At 59.0% G+C, this 17,142-nt stretch carries 16 protein-coding genes; 8 read left to right on the top strand and 8 right to left on the bottom strand.

The genetic code is table 11. The annotated features are described in order from the left end of the window. Positions 1-4: 4 nt before the first annotated feature. The 6 genes from hpaH to ACR0I0_RS08305 are packed head-to-tail and all read right to left on the bottom strand — an operon-like array spanning position 5 to position 5,916. Entirely contained in the window at positions 5-805 is an 801-nt protein-coding gene (hpaH, locus tag ACR0I0_RS08330; RefSeq protein WP_480490936.1) for a 2-oxo-hept-4-ene-1,7-dioate hydratase, read from the bottom strand. Beyond that, positions 802-1,656, bottom strand: coding sequence for a fumarylacetoacetate hydrolase family protein (locus tag ACR0I0_RS08325; RefSeq protein ID WP_480490935.1), 855 nt, complete (start codon positions 1,654-1,656; stop codon positions 802-804). The genes hpaH and ACR0I0_RS08325 overlap by 4 nt, the downstream gene beginning before the upstream one ends. After that, positions 1,653-3,050: a pyridoxal phosphate-dependent decarboxylase family protein gene (locus ACR0I0_RS08320; protein ID WP_480490933.1), complete on the bottom strand. Its 1,398-nt coding sequence runs from the start codon at positions 3,048-3,050 to the stop codon at positions 1,653-1,655. Before ACR0I0_RS08320 ends, ACR0I0_RS08325 begins: the two co-directional genes overlap by 4 nt. A 58-nt stretch (positions 3,051-3,108) precedes the next feature. Next, on the bottom strand, positions 3,109-3,951 hold the full coding sequence (hpaD, locus tag ACR0I0_RS08315; RefSeq protein ID WP_171636524.1) for a 3,4-dihydroxyphenylacetate 2,3-dioxygenase: 843 nt from the start codon (positions 3,949-3,951) through the stop codon (positions 3,109-3,111). Between the two features lie 54 nt (positions 3,952-4,005). Beyond that, positions 4,006-5,514 carry a 5-carboxymethyl-2-hydroxymuconate semialdehyde dehydrogenase gene (gene hpaE / locus ACR0I0_RS08310; protein ID WP_171636526.1) on the bottom strand — a complete coding sequence of 503 codons (1,509 nt, stop codon included), beginning with the start codon at positions 5,512-5,514 and terminating at the stop codon, positions 4,006-4,008. Between the two features lie 3 nt (positions 5,515-5,517). Then, a complete protein-coding gene (locus ACR0I0_RS08305) occupies positions 5,518-5,916 on the bottom strand; it encodes a 5-carboxymethyl-2-hydroxymuconate Delta-isomerase (protein WP_171229363.1) in 399 nt (132 codons plus the stop codon). Positions 5,917-6,021: 105 nt separating this feature from the next. On the opposite strand from ACR0I0_RS08305, the gene hpaR reads away from it, so the two are divergent. After that, a complete protein-coding gene (gene hpaR / locus ACR0I0_RS08300) occupies positions 6,022-6,462 on the top strand; it encodes a homoprotocatechuate degradation operon regulator HpaR (protein ID WP_171724623.1) in 441 nt (146 codons plus the stop codon). Positions 6,463-6,495: 33 nt separating this feature from the next. On the opposite strand, the gene ACR0I0_RS08295 is transcribed toward hpaR, so the two are convergent. Together ACR0I0_RS08295 and ACR0I0_RS08290 are read right to left on the bottom strand one after the other, a co-directional pair. After that, the gene (locus tag ACR0I0_RS08295) at positions 6,496-7,848 is read right to left on the bottom strand and encodes an aminotransferase class III-fold pyridoxal phosphate-dependent enzyme (protein WP_171636530.1); all 1,353 of its coding nucleotides are present in this window, start codon (positions 7,846-7,848) and stop codon (positions 6,496-6,498) included. A gap of 34 nt (positions 7,849-7,882) precedes the next feature. Then, positions 7,883-8,662 (bottom strand): IclR family transcriptional regulator, encoded by a 780-nt coding sequence (locus tag ACR0I0_RS08290; protein ID WP_171636532.1) that lies wholly within the window; start codon positions 8,660-8,662, stop codon positions 7,883-7,885. A gap of 108 nt (positions 8,663-8,770) precedes the next feature. Between ACR0I0_RS08290 and ACR0I0_RS08285 the strand changes: the two genes are divergently transcribed. From ACR0I0_RS08285 to ACR0I0_RS08255, 7 genes are all read left to right on the top strand, one after another. After that, positions 8,771-9,700, top strand: coding sequence for a tripartite tricarboxylate transporter substrate binding protein (locus ACR0I0_RS08285; RefSeq protein WP_171724625.1), 930 nt, complete (start codon positions 8,771-8,773; stop codon positions 9,698-9,700). A gap of 63 nt (positions 9,701-9,763) precedes the next feature. Next, complete coding sequence (locus ACR0I0_RS08280; protein ID WP_152460588.1) at positions 9,764-10,300, top strand: tripartite tricarboxylate transporter TctB family protein; 537 nt, start codon at positions 9,764-9,766, stop codon at positions 10,298-10,300. A gap of 7 nt (positions 10,301-10,307) precedes the next feature. Continuing rightward, positions 10,308-11,828: a tripartite tricarboxylate transporter permease gene (locus tag ACR0I0_RS08275; RefSeq protein ID WP_480490931.1), complete on the top strand. Its 1,521-nt coding sequence runs from the start codon at positions 10,308-10,310 to the stop codon at positions 11,826-11,828. Positions 11,829-11,832: 4 nt separating this feature from the next. Then, the gene (locus tag ACR0I0_RS08270) at positions 11,833-13,317 is read left to right on the top strand and encodes an aldehyde dehydrogenase (protein WP_480490930.1); all 1,485 of its coding nucleotides are present in this window, start codon (positions 11,833-11,835) and stop codon (positions 13,315-13,317) included. A gap of 15 nt (positions 13,318-13,332) precedes the next feature. Further along, on the top strand, positions 13,333-14,628 hold the full coding sequence (locus tag ACR0I0_RS08265; protein ID WP_480490929.1) for an aspartate aminotransferase family protein: 1,296 nt from the start codon (positions 13,333-13,335) through the stop codon (positions 14,626-14,628). Next, entirely contained in the window at positions 14,625-15,566 is a 942-nt protein-coding gene (locus tag ACR0I0_RS08260) for a phosphotransferase enzyme family protein (RefSeq protein WP_480490927.1), read from the top strand. Before ACR0I0_RS08265 ends, ACR0I0_RS08260 begins: the two co-directional genes overlap by 4 nt. A gap of 13 nt (positions 15,567-15,579) precedes the next feature. After that, complete coding sequence (locus ACR0I0_RS08255; protein WP_480490925.1) at positions 15,580-16,815, top strand: Tm-1-like ATP-binding domain-containing protein; 1,236 nt, start codon at positions 15,580-15,582, stop codon at positions 16,813-16,815. The last annotated feature ends 327 nt before the right edge of the window (positions 16,816-17,142 follow it).

Below are 17,142 nucleotides of genomic sequence, written 5' to 3'. Positions count from 1 at the left end.
CCTTTCAGGCGAAATTGATATCGACTGAGCCGAACGGTCCGAAATCCGCGTGGATTTCTGTTCCCAGGGGGCATTCGACCGGGCGGATGAAGCTGCCGGACAGAACGACCTGGCCCGGCGCGATGCTCTGACCGTATTGCGCCATGCGACGCGCCAGCCACACGACGCTTTCGACCGGATCGTTCAGCACCCCCGCACCCAGACCGGTTTCTTCGATCTCGCCATTGCGGAAGGTCAGCGCGCCAACCCATCGCAGATCAAAGGCATCCACCCTGTGGCGATCGTTGCCCAAAACGATACCGGCATTGGCGGCATTGTCACTGATCGTGTCAAAAACCGTGCGGACCGCGCCGGTTTCGGGATCCACCCGTTGAATCCGCGTATCCAGAATTTCGATGGACGGCGCGACATAATCCGTCGCCGCGATGATATCTGCGCGGGACACGTTTTCCCCGCCTATGGCCGATTTCATGACAAAGGCAATTTCGGCCTCAATCCGCGGCTGAATGAAACGCCCGGCCGGAACGGTGGCACCCTGTGCAAACACCATGTCGTCAAACAGAATTCCACTGTCAGGAATATCGATGTTCAACGCGTATTGCATGGCTTTCGAAGTCAGGCCGATCTTCCACCCGATCACCTTGCGCCCTTCGGACAGTTTCTGGCGACAGATGGCTTTCTGCACCTCGTAAGCGTCATCCATGCCTATCTCGGGGTGGCGCAGGCTGAGCAGGCCAATCTGTTCATGCGTTCGTTCCGCCTGCAACAGATCAGCGGCCGCGCGCGCATGGTCTTCGGGCGTCATACTATTTCATCCTCAACCGTGTTTCGCAGAGTACCGATACCGTCGACCGAGACCTCGACCACATCACCGGGTGCCAGGTATTTCGGCGGGTCGAACCGCGCGCCCGCCCCGGTCGGTGTACCGGTCACAATGATATCGCCGGGCTGAAGCGTCATGAAAGTCGAGATATATTCGATCTCGCGCCGGATCGGGAACATCATGCGGTTCAGCGTATCATCCTGACGCAGCTCGCCATTCACGCGGGTTTGAAGACGCGCCTCATCCAGCTGAGCCACATCCGTGAACGGAACCAGCCACGGGCCAATGGCCCCGGACCTGTCCCAGTTCTTGCCTTGTGTGACATTGAACTTGGCGTGCCGAACCCAGTCCCGAATGGTTCCCTCATTGCACAACGTCAGCGCGGCGATGTGATCATACGCGTCTTCCTGTGGAATGCGTCGGCCAGCCTTGCCAATCACGATGGCCACTTCGCCTTCGTAATCCAGCGTGTGGTTTTCCGGCGGGCGGATCAGAGGCCGGTCATGGCCTGTAAAGCCACTGGCGAAACGCGGAAACAGGGACATGTATTTGGGTTGCGCGCTGCCATCTTTGTATTCTGCGTTCCGGTCAGGAAAGTTCACCCCGACGCAAAGGATACGTCGCGCGTCCGGCATCACCATGTCGTAGATGAAATCGGGATGGGTGACAGGTTTCCCCCCGGCCGCCTCTGCCAGTTGATCGAACGCCCCGGCCGCGATCACCTCATAAAGGCTGTCGTGTTCCGGGAATTCCTGGTTCAAGGCAATGGCACCACCGTCGGTGATTGCCCCGAAGAAACGTTCTTCGCCCGATACGAAAGTGGCAAACCTCATTTCATGGTCTCCCACACGTCCCGGATCACGTCCGCAGCCATCAACACGTCGTCGCGGGTGGTATCGAACTGCCCGACCTGAAAGCGGATGATCTTGCGGCCGTCGAACATGCCCTGCGTCAGGTAAATCCGGCCATCGTCATTCAGCGCGTCCACCAGACGCTGCTGCTGAGCATCGTCCCCTGGGCAGCGGAAGGAATACAGGCTGAGGATAGGGCCGGTTGTGATCTCGAACCCCTCGATCGCACCAATCTTTTCCGCCAGTTCACCGGCCCATGCCACATGGTTGCGGATGCGTTCGCGCAATCCCTCCAACCCGTATGACCGCAACAGGAACCAGATTTTCAACGCCCGGAACCTGCGGCCCAGCGGGATGGTCCACTCCGAGTAATTCGTCACCTCGGCTCCGGTCGTCTTGAGGTATTCCGGCTCGATTTTCAGCGTATCGAGCTGCGGCGTGGCGTCCCTCAGGAACTGCATCGCACAATCGAATTGCGCACCCATCCACTTGTGCGGGTTGAAGACGATGCTGTCATAGCGGTCGGCGCCCTGCCACAAAGCCCTGCGGAATTCGGGGCAGATCATGGCCGAACCCGCCCAGGCGGCGTCAAGATGGGTGTAAAGGTCGTATTTTTGGGCGATATCAGCCACGGCCATCAGATCATCGCAGGCCCCCACACCTGTGCCACCGGTAATTGCAACAATCCCGGCCGGGATATGTCCGGCGGCGACGTCATTCATAATGGCGGCCTCAAGCGCCGAGGGAACAATCCCGAAATTCGGCCCCTGCGTGGGCAACTTGACCAGATTGTCCTGACCGATCCCGGCAACCCAGCATGCCCGGTCAATCGACGAATGCACCTGATCGGAACAATAGATCCGCAGCGCCCCCTTGGCGTTCAGGCCTTCCCGGTTGCCGGTAAAGCCGGTGGCCCGTTCCCGCATGGTCAGTACCGCCGACAAGGTGGCCGAAGAGGCGCTGTCCTGTATGACGCCGGTCATACCCTCGGGCAATCCGACGGCCTGCCGCAGCCAGTCGACCATGACGCCCTCGACCTCGGTCGCGGCAGGCGAGGTCTGCCACAACATGCATTGGGCCGCGATGGTCGTCACCAGCATCTCGGCCAACATGGACGGGGGTGCAGCGTTGGCCGGGAAATACGCAAAAAAGCGCGGATGCTGCCAATGGGTGATGCCCGGCATCACGATCCGTTCGAAATCGGCCATGATGGCGTCCATCGGCTCGCCTGTCTCGGGTGGAGTTGCAACAAGCTGGGCCGCGATTTCCCCCGGCGCGGTCTGCGCCCGCACGGGACGCTCAGCAAGTGTCTTGTGATAATCCGCCGCCCATTTCGAGATGTGCTGACCCCAATACGAAAACGCGTCCCAGTTCATCTACTGACTTTCCTTTGTGACGGGATCACCGCCAAACCCTTTTGTTCCGTTGCGTGCGTCACACCGAAAAGCTGACATTGGCCTGACCGGTGCCAGAGCTGCCGAAATACGGGGTGTAAATGTCGATCTCACCCTTGTAGCTTCCCCACCCCAACGCACCAAACAGCAAGGCAGTGTCATTCATGGCGCATTCACCGGTGCATTTTTTTGCATAGTCCGGCAGCATTTCCAGAAACTCTTCAAATCGGCCCTGCTGCCACAGCTCCAGAACGCGCATGTCCATCTGGCGGTTGAACTCGCCATTCACGGCATTCAGCCCGTCGACCGAGCGTTCATTCGGTGTAAAGTCGTGGCTGAGCGAGCCGGACGCCAGAATGGATACATTGCGGTCCGAACGTCGGATACCCTCGGCAATGGCTTCGCCCCAGGCCCGGTTTTCCGCAATCGACGAGAATTGATTGACCGCCACCGGCAAAACCCGGGCATTCACGCCATCATTGATGAAATGCATCGGCAGCAGGGTGCCGTATTCCATGCCCATGTCGGGGTGCGAATGGCCCAGCGCCCGCTCTCCCCGTTCGCGCAGAACGTCAAGGATGGTTTCCCCAAGTTCATGATCGCCGCGATAGTCGAACTCCATATCCGCCAACATATGCGGCAGTTCGTGACTTATGAACCGGCCCTTGTGATGTTCCTTCGTGTTCAGGTGAAACCCTTGATTGGTGATCCAATGGGTGTCGAACACGATGAACGTCTCGACCCCGCGGTCGATCGCGTCCTGACGCAGGCGTGCATATCCATCAATGGCGGATTGCCGGATGCCCTTGTACTTTTGCATCGTGTGGGACATCCAGATGCTGGGTACATGCGTGATCTTTGCGGCCTGTACTATCTTTCCCATGGCAATTCCTCCTCGTGTAATGGGCTTGCCCCGGCCGGGGTCGGCCCGCGTGATCTATTTACCCAACTGCATGATCTTGTGCTGACCGGTGGCAAAGCCGATATGTTTCTGTTCCATATAGAATTCAAAGCTCCAGTCGCCGCCATCCCGGCCAATGCCGGACGCCTTGACCCCACCGAACGGCGTGGGCAGGTGACGCACGTTCTCGGAATTCACCCAGATCATTCCAGCCTCCAGCCTGTCTGTAAACCGAAGCGCGCGGGTCAGATCATTGGTCCAGACATAGCCGGTCAGGCCATATGGCGTGTCGTTGGCGATCTCCAGCGCCTCATCCTCGGTCGAGAACGGGATCGAGGTCAGGACAGGGCCAAATATCTCTTCACGCGCAATGCGCATCTGGTTGGTGGCATTGGTGAACAGGGTCGGCCGGACGAAATAGCCCGCATCCCCCACCGTGACGCCGCCAGCGGCGACAGTTGCGCCATCTTCCTTGGCGATGTCGAAATAGCTCGTGACCTTGGTGTAGTGTTCTTCGGTCACCAACGGCCCGATCTCGGTCTCGGGGTCCAAGGGGTGCCCCACCTTGATGTTGTTGACGCGCTCAATCAATCTGGCTTCGAAGTCTTCCTTGATCGTGTCCTGCACCAAAAGCCGCGAAGACGAGGTGCAGCGCTCGCCATTGATCGAATAGATCATGAAGATCACGGCATCCAAAGCACGGTCCAGATCCGCATCATCAAACACGACAACCGGGTTTTTTCCACCCAGTTCCAAATGGTTGCGCTTATGGGAATCTGCGCCTTGCTTGACGATCAGACTGCCGGTACGGCTTTCGCCCACAAAGGCAATGGCCTTGATCAGCGCATGCTCGCACAAAGCCTTGCCAGCGTCGGGGCCAAACCCGTTGACCGTATTCAGCACACCTTTGGGCAGCCCTGCCTGCTCGGCGATTTCCACCAGAAGACGGGCCGTCAGAGGGGAATCCTCGGCGGGTTTGTGAACCACCGTGCAACCCGCAGCCAGGGCCGGTGCTATCTTCCAGGTCGACAGCATGAACGGCGTGTTCCACGGGGTAATCACGCCAACCGGGCCAATCGGCACACGGGTCGTCACATTCATCAGCGTCGGAGACTTCAGGTGCTGCCCATCCCGCGCCTGAATCACCTGATCCGCGAAATACCGGAAGTTCTCTGCCCCGCGCAAAGCTGCCTTTGACATGAAACGCAGGGTCTGCCCCGTGTCCCAGCACTCGCACAGTGCAATTTCCTCGGCGCGCGCTTCAATGGCATCAGCCACATTCAACAAGATGCGACGGCGTTGGGTGGCGGGCATGTCTCGCCACTCTGCAAAGGCTGCGTGGGCGGCCTTGGCTGCCGCGTCGATGTCATCTGCCGTGCCATGGGCAACATCACAGATCACGGATTTGTCGACGGGTGAGACCGACTGAAACACTCCGGCGGATCCGTCCCGGTCTTCACCCGCTATACGGTTGTGGATGCCCGTTTCCCGGAACCGGTCCAGAAAGCCGTTCAGCTTTTCGATGTTTGTGTCCAGTGCGCTCATGCGTCAGGTCTCCTGCGTGGTCGCCGACAGGTGGTCGCGGATCGTACCGGCCTTGGGCGACAGCTTGGGGTCGATGTCACGCATCTCAAGCGAGAGCGCGATGGAATGCTGTGAAAAAACCGGCGCCAGATATGTTTTGACCGCCTCGAATATGCGCTGTGTCGCATCTTCCTTGACATCCGCGGATCGGCCTGCCCGCAGGCGGATCGAGATATCAATGAACCCATGCGCCGGGTTGCCGTCCGCTATGGCGTAATGATCGACCCGTGTCGCGCGCACACGAATGCCGGGCATGGGAAAGGTCTCGATCCCGGCCGCCGTTGACCGAATGCACTCGCACAGGCCATCCATGTCGATCCTGTCTTCAAGATTGCCGGAATATTCGACGTGGAAGTGTGGCATGGTCTCTCCTTTATTAGTTAACATGTTTAGTTTTTAATGCGCCCCCTGTCAAGAGATTGCTTTGTTAATCTTTGCAATTCCCAAAACGGCGTTCTAGAAGGCCGCATGAACACTCAAAGCCACTCCAAAAGCACTGCCCGGTCCCTTCCGATCGCGTTGCTGCGTGCCCGCGAAACCGTCATGGCTCCGATCCGGGATATGCTGCAAGGCATTCAACTGACCGAGCAGAAATGGCGCATCCTGCGCGTTCTGGACGAGTTGGGCGAAGTGGAGCAAAGCACCATCGCGCACGAGGCGTGCCTGTTGCTGCCCAGCGTGACCCGCATTTTGCGCACGATGGAGGCTGACGGCCAGATTACCCGCCGTCAGGATAGCGAAGACAAACGCCGCACCATGGTCAAGATCACCGAAGCAGGCCGCACCATCCTCAGGGAAAACCTGGCCACTTCACTTGCGATCTCCAGCAATATCGAAGCGCAGATGGGCAAGGAGAAACTGGATCAGTTGCTGGACCTGCTCGAGGATCTGCAAGCTATCAAAGTCTGACCCCGCCAGGTTCCGAAGGGGTCGGTTGACCGCCTACAAAGTGGCAAGACCGGTATCCAGCGCCGACAGAATTTTGGCCACGTCTTCCGAAGTGACGATCAGCGGCGGCGACAGAATGATGTTGTTGCCAGACACACGCACCATCACGCCATCTTCATATGCGGCTTTCTGAACCTGAAGCGGCAGGTGTTTTGCGACAGGCGCCTTGGTCGCCCGGTCCGAAACCAGTTCCAATGCGCACATCAGTCCCTCGCCGCCCCGCACGTCCCCGATAGCGTCATGCTTGTCGGCCAGCTTTTGCAAGCCGTCAAACAACTCATCCCCACGCGCAGCAGCGTTTTCCCAGATCCTCAGCCGGTTGATCTCGGACAGGGCGGCCAAGGCCGCGGCCGCCCCGACCGGATGGCCAGAATAGGTGTACCCCTGATCCACGGATGCCAGGCCCGTGGTATCGCTTTCAAATACCTCTGCGACCGCACCGGAAATCATGGCCGCGCCAAAAGGGAAATACCCGTTGGTGATCGCCTTGGCCGTCGTCATGATATCGGGCTGAACACCCCAGTGCCGCGCACCGCTTTCGCTGCCGGTGCGACCAAAAGCGGTGATGATCTCGTCCGAGATCAGCAGGATGCCATGTTTCGAACAGACCTCGCCCACCATGGGCATGAAGCTCTTGTGTGGCGGGATCACACCGCCCGCGCCCAACACCGGCTCCATGATGAAGGCGGCAACAGTGTTTGCACCTTGAAAAGCGATCTCGGCCTCAAGCGCCTTGACGCAAAGCTGCGCCAGACGCTCGGGGTCGGTTTCGTCAAACGGGTTGCGATAGGTCCACGGCGCCGGCACGTGAAAACAGCCGGGCATCATCGGCTCATACACCGCGCGGAATTTCTGGTTGCCGTTGACGGAAGCGGCGGCAAAATGGGTGCCGTGATAACCCTGCTTCAGGCTGATGAACTTGGTGCGCCCTGCTTCACCCCGAACCTTGTGATATTGACGCGCAAGCTTCAGCGCAGTTTCGACGGAATCCGACCCGCCCGACGTAAAGAATGAACGGGTCAGCCCGTCGGCCTCGAAGAACTGGGCCAGCTCATAGGACAGCTCGATCGCCTTGTCGTTGCTGGTGCCGCGAAAGGTCGAGTAATAGGGCAGCGCGTTCAGCTGATCCGCTATGGCCTGTTTCACCGGTTCACAGGAATAGCCCAGATTGACGTTCCACAGCCCCCCTACGGCGTCCAGCGCCGTGTGACCATCGACATCAGTGATGTTGACCCCTTCACCACCGCTGAGAATGGTCGGCGGGTTCTTCCGGCTGTCGGCGGGGTGCGCCATCGGGTGCCAGAAATACCGGGCGTTGTTTTCCTTCAGAAAGTTGGAGTCTTTCATGTCGCGGGTCTCCGAGTATTGAATCCGCCCGGGGTCACGGGTGGAATCCGGTTGGAAAGGAGTCGGGCAACTGGCCGCCAAAACCAGCAGTCAGATCAACCGAAAGTGAATGCAACGTGGACAGTATTGCCGGAAGGCGGTCGCTGGTTGCCCGGGTTTCCGGGACAGCTATCGCGATGGTTCCCAATGCGACCTGATCGATGCCGAAGATCGGCGCGGCATATCCAAAAACACCTTCTTCGTAACTGCCACGGCTGTCGGCCCAGCCTGAAACTCTGATCTTTGCGACCCGTTCCCTGATAAGCTTCGGATCAGTAAGCGTCGCTTGCGTAAACCGTGCCTGCACGTGCTGATCCAACTGCTCCAAAAGGTGAGCCGGCCCGAAACTGAGCATGCAAAGACCTGATGCCGTTGCATTGAGCGGAAGCATCTCGCTGGGATCAAGACTGACGCGGACACTGTGCTGCGTTGTTTCCACCACAAGCGCCGTCTGCAACCCCGTTTTCTCAAGCAAAGACAGATGCAGGGATTCACCGACCACCTGCATAGCGGCCTGCATCTTTTGGCGCGCGCCCTCAATGCCGGGCCTGGCGATCTCTCGCAGCGCGGCCAAACGCAAAGCCGCCGGCCCGATCGCATAGGATTTCGTCATCGGATTCTGTTCGATCAACCCGAACTCCTCAAGCGCGCGCAGGTGACGCAATGCCGTTGCTTTGTTCAGCCCGGACAACCGCGCAAGGTGACTCAACCCGATCTCTGGGCGGGCATTGGAAAAGTAGTCCAGCATTTTTAAGGCGTTAAGGGCTGTACCCATGTGCGTGTGGTCCTCTTGCTCAGGTATTACTTGACAGAACTAACTTAACAAAGCAACATTATTATTGTTAACGCGGTTCAATTAATGAACCAGTATCGGGAGGTGTCAATGAAGAAATTTCTAACAGCCGCCGCTTTTGCGGCTTCGGCCACTGCCGCACTGGCTGAATACCCTGAAAAGCCGGTAAGTTTTGTCGTCCCCTGGCCTCCGGGTGATCTGGAAGATGTCCTTACCCGGATGATCGCCGACGAATTCCAGGCCATGTACGGTGTGCCTGCCGCTGTCGTGAACAAACCCGGCGGCGGAGGCGGCCCATTCCCCGGCGCGGTCGAGGTGGCAACCGCTCCGGCGGATGGCTACACCATCGGCTCATTCGTCATCGGCGTACCTGTCATCGGCCCCGAAATCGGAATTCCCGAACTCAACCCGAATCCTTTTGATCCAATTGGTATCTTCCTGACCTATCCCTTCGTCATCGCGGCCAGCAAAGACGCGCCGTTTTCAAGCTGGGAAGAACTGGCCGAACACGGCAAGGAAAATGACGTAGCGCTTGGCCATTTCGGATCGGTTCTGCCCCCCACTCAGGTCACATTTGCAGCTGCGGTCAGCAGCGGGTTCGACTTTGCCAGCGAAGCGGCTTTCGACGCCCTGGATTGCAACACGCTGGCCTCAGGCGACGTGGATGTCATCAATACGACGCTACAGCTTATCCTTCCCTGCCTTGATCAGGTGAACGTCCTTGCCAGCATCGGCGGCGAGCGGATTTCACTGGTTCCGGATACGCCGACGATCGTGGAACTCAATCCGGATCTGCCATTGGCCCTTTGGAACGGGCTGTTCGTGCACAAGGACACGCCCGCCGACGCGCGTGAAAAGATCTCGGCTGCCGCGCAGAAAGCGTTGTCCTCGGACAAGGCCAAAAAGCTGGCTGAGGAAACGGGCGCCCTGATCTACTGGCAGGACCCGGACGCTTCGAATGCTCAGATCGAGCAGGACAAAGCCTCTTTCGCCAAGATCGAAGAGATTCTGGGCGAATAATCCGAAACAGGCCCGGCCAGATCGAACAACGCCGGGTCTGTTTGATTCAAACAGGAGGCCAAGATGATAGCAAAGACGCTGCAAGACATGTTCCGACGGTATCGACGTCCTGGCGATATTGTCTTTGCCTTCCTTTTCTTCGGCTTCTCCCTGTTCCTTCTCAGCCAGATCGGCGCTGAGACTCAGGCCGTCAAACGAACCAAGTGGTTTGCCCAGCCCGCCCTTTGGCCCAAGATCGCGATCTGGGGCATGGTTTTGTTCAGCGGCCTCCACTTGCTGGGCTCCTTCCTGTCCCCACGCATTCCCGGACGGTTGCGAGAGGTGACGTTCTGGTTGATGTCCCTCGAATACGTTGCCTACTTCCTGATCTATGTCGTGGCGGTTCCGTGGCTTGGATACCTGCCATCGACCATGCTTTTTGCAGCCCTGCTGACGATACGATTGGGGTTTCGATTGCCCGGGGCTTTTTGCGTTGCACTTGGCTTCGGCGCGGTCGTGGCAGTCGTTTTCCGCGCGTTGCTTCAGGTGAACATTCCTGCGGGTCGGATATACGAATATCTGCCCGACGGGCTGCGCGCCTTTGCGCTGACCTACTTGTGAGGCCAAGATGGACAATCTGATTTCCGGCTTTGCAATTCTGGCACAGTGGCAGGTCGTCGTGGCACTGATCATCGGATCGGTGGGCGGGGTCATCATCGGCGCGTTGCCCGGCGTCGGCGCCGCTGTCGCAATTGCCATCCTGCTGCCCGCCACCTTCGCGTTCGAGCCCATCGTCGGCCTGACCCTTCTGTTGGGCATCTACGGGTCGTCCATGTATGGCGGCGCAATCCCCGCCATCCTGATCAACACGCCCGGTACGGCCGTCAACGCACTGACCACCTATGACGGCTATCCCATGACCAAGCGCGGGGAGGGCCACCGAGCCCTGTCGCTGGCCTATTCAGCGTCGTTTTTCGGCGGCATCTTCTCGATCCTCTGTCTGATCATCCTGTCGCCCGTATTGGCCTGGGTTGCCCCGCATTTCGGCAGCCGCGAGATTTTTCTGGCCGCACTCATGGGCATCCTTCTGGTGATCCTGGCCCATCGCGGGCAAACCTTCTCGGCCGCGATGCTGGCGTTCTTCGGCATCTTCCTCAGCACCGTCGGTCTGGAACCCGTCAAATACACCAAACGTTTTACCTTTGACCAAACCTGGCTTTCGTCAGGTGTCGATCTGATCGTGGTCGTTCTTGGGCTGTTCGCCATCAGTCAGGCGCTGCTGTTGCTGGTCGACAAAGAACACGCGCCGGGTGAAGCCCATGTGCGCGGCAGCATCTTCGCGGGCCTCAAAGAGCTGCTGGGCCTGAAACGCATCGCGACGGTTTCGTCATCGCTGGGTGTGCTCATGGGCATGATACCGGGCACAGGCGAATTCACATCACAGTTCCTGTCATACACATACGCACAGAAAACCTCTGAGGACCCGGACAAATTCGGCGATGGATCACCCGAAGGTCTGGTGGCGTCCGAGGCGGCCAACAATGCCGTTCCCGGGGCCGCGATGATTCCACTGCTGGCGCTGGGTATTCCGGGCGAGGCGCTGACCGCGATGATGCTGTCCGTCTTCTACGTTCACAACGTGATCCCCGGACCGCAGCTTTTTGCCGATCAGATGGATTTTGTCATGGCGCTGTACATGTCGCTGATCCTGCTCAACGTGATCGTTCTGGTCTTTCTTTTGTTCTCGACCAACCTGCTGCTGAAGATCATTCAGATCCCGACGCGCTTTCTGGGGATCATGATCCTGACGCTGTCCTTTGTCGGGGTATTCAGCCTGCGCAACTCAGTCACGGACTGCGCTATTGCCGCCGGGTTCGGCGTGTTCGGGCTGATCCTGAAGCGCCTGAACCTGCCCATTGTTCCGATCATTCTGGGCATGGTTCTGGGCGGGATCATGGAAGTCAAACTGCGCAGCGCCATGGCGCGGGTGAAGTCGCCACTTGATTTCATCGACCGACCGATTGCAGCAATACTTTTCATCATGATCCTCGGGATCCTTCTGCTGCACGTTCGCTCACTGATCAAGGAACACAAGGAACGTATCAGACCGCAGCCGGTTCTCGACGAAGACTCAACTCAGCAAGGATAACCCCATGGACCAATCCTCGATTGATGCGCTGCGTGCGCAGGACATTGCTCCGCGCGGGCATTTCATAAACGGCCGCAGTCAGGATGGCGAAACCAGGGCCCGGCATCAGGTTCTGTCTCCGATCAACGGCCAACCTCTGGCGCTGATCGCCGAAGGCACACCGGCCGATGTCGACATGGCCGTGCGCGCGGCGCGCGGTGCTTTCGAGGACGGGCGATGGTCGCGCATGGCCCCTGCCGGCCGCAAGAAAGTGCTTCTGAAGCTGGCCGACCTGATCGAAGCCCGCGCGCTTGAACTGGCCGTGCTGGGCGTGCGCGACAACGGAACCGAAATCACCATGGCCTACAAAGCCGAGGCGCTCTCGGCGGCGGCCACTTTCCGGTATTATGCCGAGGCGATCGACAAGATCTACGGACAAATCGCCCCGACAAGCGGTGACGTTCTGGGTCTTGTGCATCACGCTCCGGTCGGGGTTGTCGGGGCCATCGTGCCCTGGAACTTTCCACTGATGATCGGCAGCTGGAAAATTGCACCGGCACTGGCCGCAGGCAATTCCGTCGTGCTGAAACCTGCCGAAAGCGCCTCACTCAGCCTGCTCAAGATTGCCGAGCTTGCCGCAGAAGCCGGAGTGCCCGATGGGGTGTTCAACGTCGTGACCGGGCGTGGCTCGGTCGTGGGTGAGGCGCTGGCCCTGTCGATGGATGTCGACATCATGGTGTTTACCGGGTCGGGTACAACCGGGCGGCGGCTGCTGGAGTATTCGGCGCGGTCGAACCTGAAACGCTGCTATCTTGAACTGGGCGGCAAATCCCCGAACATCGTTTTTGCCGACGCCCCTGATCTGGCCGAAGCGGCCAAGGTTTCCGCGGCGGGCATCTTCCGCAACTCTGGTCAGGTCTGCGTCGCCGGATCGCGCCTGTTGGTCCAGCAAGAGATCTACGAGGACTTCGTGACCGAGATCAGCCGCCACGCCGAAGGCTTTCGCGTCGGCGACCCGCTGGATCTGAACAGCCAGATCGGTGCGGTCCACAGCCTGCCAGAGCTTCAGGCCAATCTGGATTTCGTCACCAAGGCCGAGGCCGAAGGCGCCGAGCGCCGGACCGGCGGAAACCGCATCCTGACAAAGACCGGAGGCTATTACATGGCACCAACCGTAATGGCCAACGTGAAAGAGACCGACACCCTGTTCCAAAATGAGGTCTTTGGCCCTGTTCTGGCCGTCACACCCTTTGCGGACGAAGACGAAGCGCTGCGCCTTGCCAATGCCACCGTTTATGGGCTGGCCGGTGGTGTCTGGACCTCGAACCTCAGCCGCGCGCATCGCATGGTGGGCGGCGTTCGCGCCGGCGTTGTGCATGTCAATACATATGGCGGTGCCGACCTGACCGTTCCGCTGGGCGGCGTTCGCCAATCCGGAAACGGGCACGACAAATCGCTGCACGCGATCGAGAAATACTTCGATCTGAAAACCGCATGGATAAAACTCTGAGAAAAGGCCGCCCGCATGACCCTTTCAACGAAATCTGCGGAACTCATTGAACGCAGGGCCCGGTTGCTGGGCCCCAATGTGTCGACCTTCTATGACGAGCCCGTTCATTTCGTGAAAGGGGAAGGCGTCTGGCTGTGGGATGCGGACGGGCGCAAGTATCTGGATTGCTACAACAACGTGCCTCATGTGGGGCATTGCAACCCGCGCGTGGTCGAGGCGATCTGTCGTCAGGCGCGCACGCTCAACACGCACACCCGGTATCTGCATGACGGGATTCTGGACTATGTGGAAAAACTGACCGGAACGATGGGCGAATCCCTGGATTCGGCCATCCTCACCTGTACCGGCTCCGAGGCAAATGACATTGCTCTGCGAATGGCCGAGGCGATGACCGGAAAACGAGGGATCATTGGCACCGACGCCACCTATCACGGCAATACCGCGCTGGTCAGCCAGTTGAGCAGATCGAACATCCCGACAGTCGGCTTCGGTCTGGGCCGGTACTTCCGCTTTGTCAGCGCGCCCGACAGCTATCGCCATCCCGACCCGGACGGGTCAAAATTCGCCGATGCGGTGGCGGAACAGATTGCGGAACACGAAAAGGCCGGCATTGGTTTTGCCGCATTGATCCTCTGCCCTTACTTTCTGAACGAGGGGTTTCCCGACAACCCGGACGGTTGGCTGGCACCCACGGCCAAGGTCGTCCGCCAGGCCGGGGGCCTGTTGATCTGCGACGAGGTGCAATCAGGCTTTGGCCGAACCGGCACCCACATGTGGGCGCATCAGAAGTTGGGCGTTGTGCCGGATGTCATGACCTTGGGCAAACCCATGGCCAACGGCCATCCAGTGGGCGGCGTGGTCACGGGTTCCGAGATCATTTCGGCATTCCGCAAGGGATATAGGTACTTCAACACGTTTGGCGGAAACCCTGTCTCCTGTGCCGCTGCGATGGCGGTTTTGGAAGAGATCGAAGACCAGAGCCTGGTCGCACATGCCAGATCCGTTGGCGACCACGCGCGAAAACGGCTGAATATTTTGAAAGAAAAGTATGACGTCATCGGAGACATACGCGGCTCGGGGCTGATATTCGGGGCTGAAATGGTCCTTGATCACGACACCAAGGAACCCGCCGGTGAATTCACTGACCGTATCATCAACGCCATGCGCCAGCGCGGGATCATTCACTCCAAGCTTGGGCGTCACAAGAATACTCTGAAAATTCGCCCGCCCATGACATTCTCTGTCGAAAACGCGGATCTTCTTTTCGACACGCTGGACGACGTGTTGGCGGAAACGCCACGGGTCGCATGAAGCAGATCGTGGAACATGCGCTGTCCCTTTGGGGGCTGGCTGATGGCCAGGCGTCTCTCGTGGCGGCTCGGGAAAACCGTGTCTATCGCGTTCAGGCAGGCCAGACCGTCTATGCCCTCAGACTGCATCGCAAGGGCTTGCGAACGGATGCCGAACTCCGGTCAGAGCTACAGTGGATGGCCGTTCTCGGCAAAAACGGGGTCCGGGTTCCAACGCCCGTCGCGGCCGCGGATGGGCGCTATCTGCATCTGGTGGACGGCTTTCAGGTCGACATGCTCGACTGGCTGCCGGGCCGCCCTCTGGGTGCGACCGAAAAGGCTTTGACGCATCAGGACCGGACAGGCGTCTTTTGTTTAATTGGCCGGGAAATGGCACGGCTGCACCACATCAGCGACCAATGGGCACCCCCTCAGGGCTTCGTGCGTTGGTCATGGGATCGCAGCGGGCTGCTTGGAGCCGCCCCTGTCTGGGGTCGTTTCTGGGAAAACCCAACGCTTGGAAAAACGGACCGGGCCCTTTTCCAGGCGTTTCGGGATATCGCAGATCGTGACCTTCGGCGCGTGGAAAATCAGTTGGATTACGGGCTGATCCACGCCGATCTTGTCCGCGAAAACGTCATGGTTGACGGTGACAAACTGTGGCTGATTGACTTCGACGATGCCGGGTTCGGTTTTCGCCTGTTTGATATCGCAACGACGCTTCTCAAGAACCTGCACGAACCTGATTTCAACCGGCTGCGCGGTGCTTTGCTGGCGGGGTATCGATCTGAACGACCGATCTGTACCCAACAACTCGACCTGTTCATGGCACTGCGCGCCGTAACCTATGTGGGATGGGTTGCATCCCGACTGAACGAAGATGGATCGGGCTTACGCAATGAGCGGTTCATTGAAACCGCCCGGGCGTTGATGTCCCAATACCTTCAACAGCACATCTAGACAGGAGGCACCGATGGCCGAAAAGACAATCCTGCTGATTGGTACGTATGATACGAAAGAGCCCGAAATGCGGTTCATCGAAAAGGCGGTCAGAGCGCAGGGCGCTGACGTGCTGACCATGGATGTATCGGTTCTGGGTGATCCGTCCGAACCGACGGATATCTCGAAACACGACGTTGCCGCTGCCGGTGGCATGACAATAGAACAGGTCATCGCGCAAGGAGACGAGAACAAAGCCTTTCGCGTGATGTCCGCAGGGGCCGCAAAAGTTGTTGCACAGGCCTATTCAGAAGGTCGATTTGACGGGGTGCTGGCCACGGGCGGGACCATGGGCACAGACCTTGCACTTGATTGTGCACAGGCTTTGCCGATGGGGGTCCCCAAATATATCGTGTCAACGGTCAGCTTCTCGCCTCTGATCCCTCCGCACCGGTTGGCGCCGGATGTTCAGATGATCCTGTGGGCCGGCGGCCTGTATGGCATGAATTCGATCTGCAAATCGTCGCTCAGCCAGGCTGCCGGGGCCGTCGTGGGCGCAGCCAGGGCGGCGACCGCCCCCGATCGCAGCAAACCTCTGATCGGGATGACCAGCCTTGGTTCGTCCTGCCTGCGCTACATGAAAATTCTGAAACCGGCACTAGAAGACCGCGGCTTTGAAGTGGCCGTGTTCCACTCTACCGGCATGGGCGGCATGGCCTATGAAAAACTGGCGGGCGAAGGCGCGTTTGCCTGCGTGATGGACTTCTGCATGCAGGAATTTGGCAACCTGATGGCGGGCTCTGTCGTATCCAGCGGCGATGACCGGGTCACAAATGCCGGGCGCGTTGGGACGCCCCAGATGGTGGCACCCGGTGCGCTGGATCTATTGGATTTTGCGGGTTGGCAGGACATCCCCGAACAATATGCCGATCGCCCGTTCCACGAACACAACCGCCTGATCAAAAGCTCGGTCTTCAACGGCGCCGAACGGCGCGCCTGGATTCGGGAACTCGCCAACCGGCTGGAAGCCGCAACCGGGCCGGTGCATTTCTTTTTGCCCGTTCAGGGTGTCGAGGCCTGGGACAGGGAAGGCGAAGAGGCGCATGATCCAGAGGCTCTGGCCGAAATGGTGGACGAGGCGCGCAAGGTCATGCCCTGCCGGGTGCCGATGACCGAGCTGGATGTTCACATCAACGACGCGGCTTTCTGTCAAGCTGTTCTGTCGCGATTTGACACGTGGGTGGAAACCGGCGTCATCCGAACAGACTGAACGCCATTGGCAGCATCGGGAAACGGAAAATCTCCCTGCGCTTTGTCTGACAGCGAATTGTGGCACCTGTCCGGATTTGTGCAGGTCGGTTCCGTGAACCTCGGGCACCCAGTCTTCTGGCGGACGGTTCCAGAACGTGTTGGGGTTGTCTTCATCCATCCTGGCCCGGTGCAAGCTGCGCCACGCGGACCGGATCAGAATGACCGGTTCTTCATGCGGATGTTGCGTAAAATGCGTCTCCACAACGTTTTGAACGATTGGATCATCGGCTTACCGCCACCCCCAAGACGATCAATCAGCCAAGGGCGTTTCTTGAACAATTGATCC

The sequence above is a fragment of the Ruegeria sp. AG6 genome, from assembly GCF_056541565.1.
The sequence above is the reverse complement of the archived record's forward strand: the minus strand, read 5'-3'. Positions and strand labels throughout refer to the sequence as shown.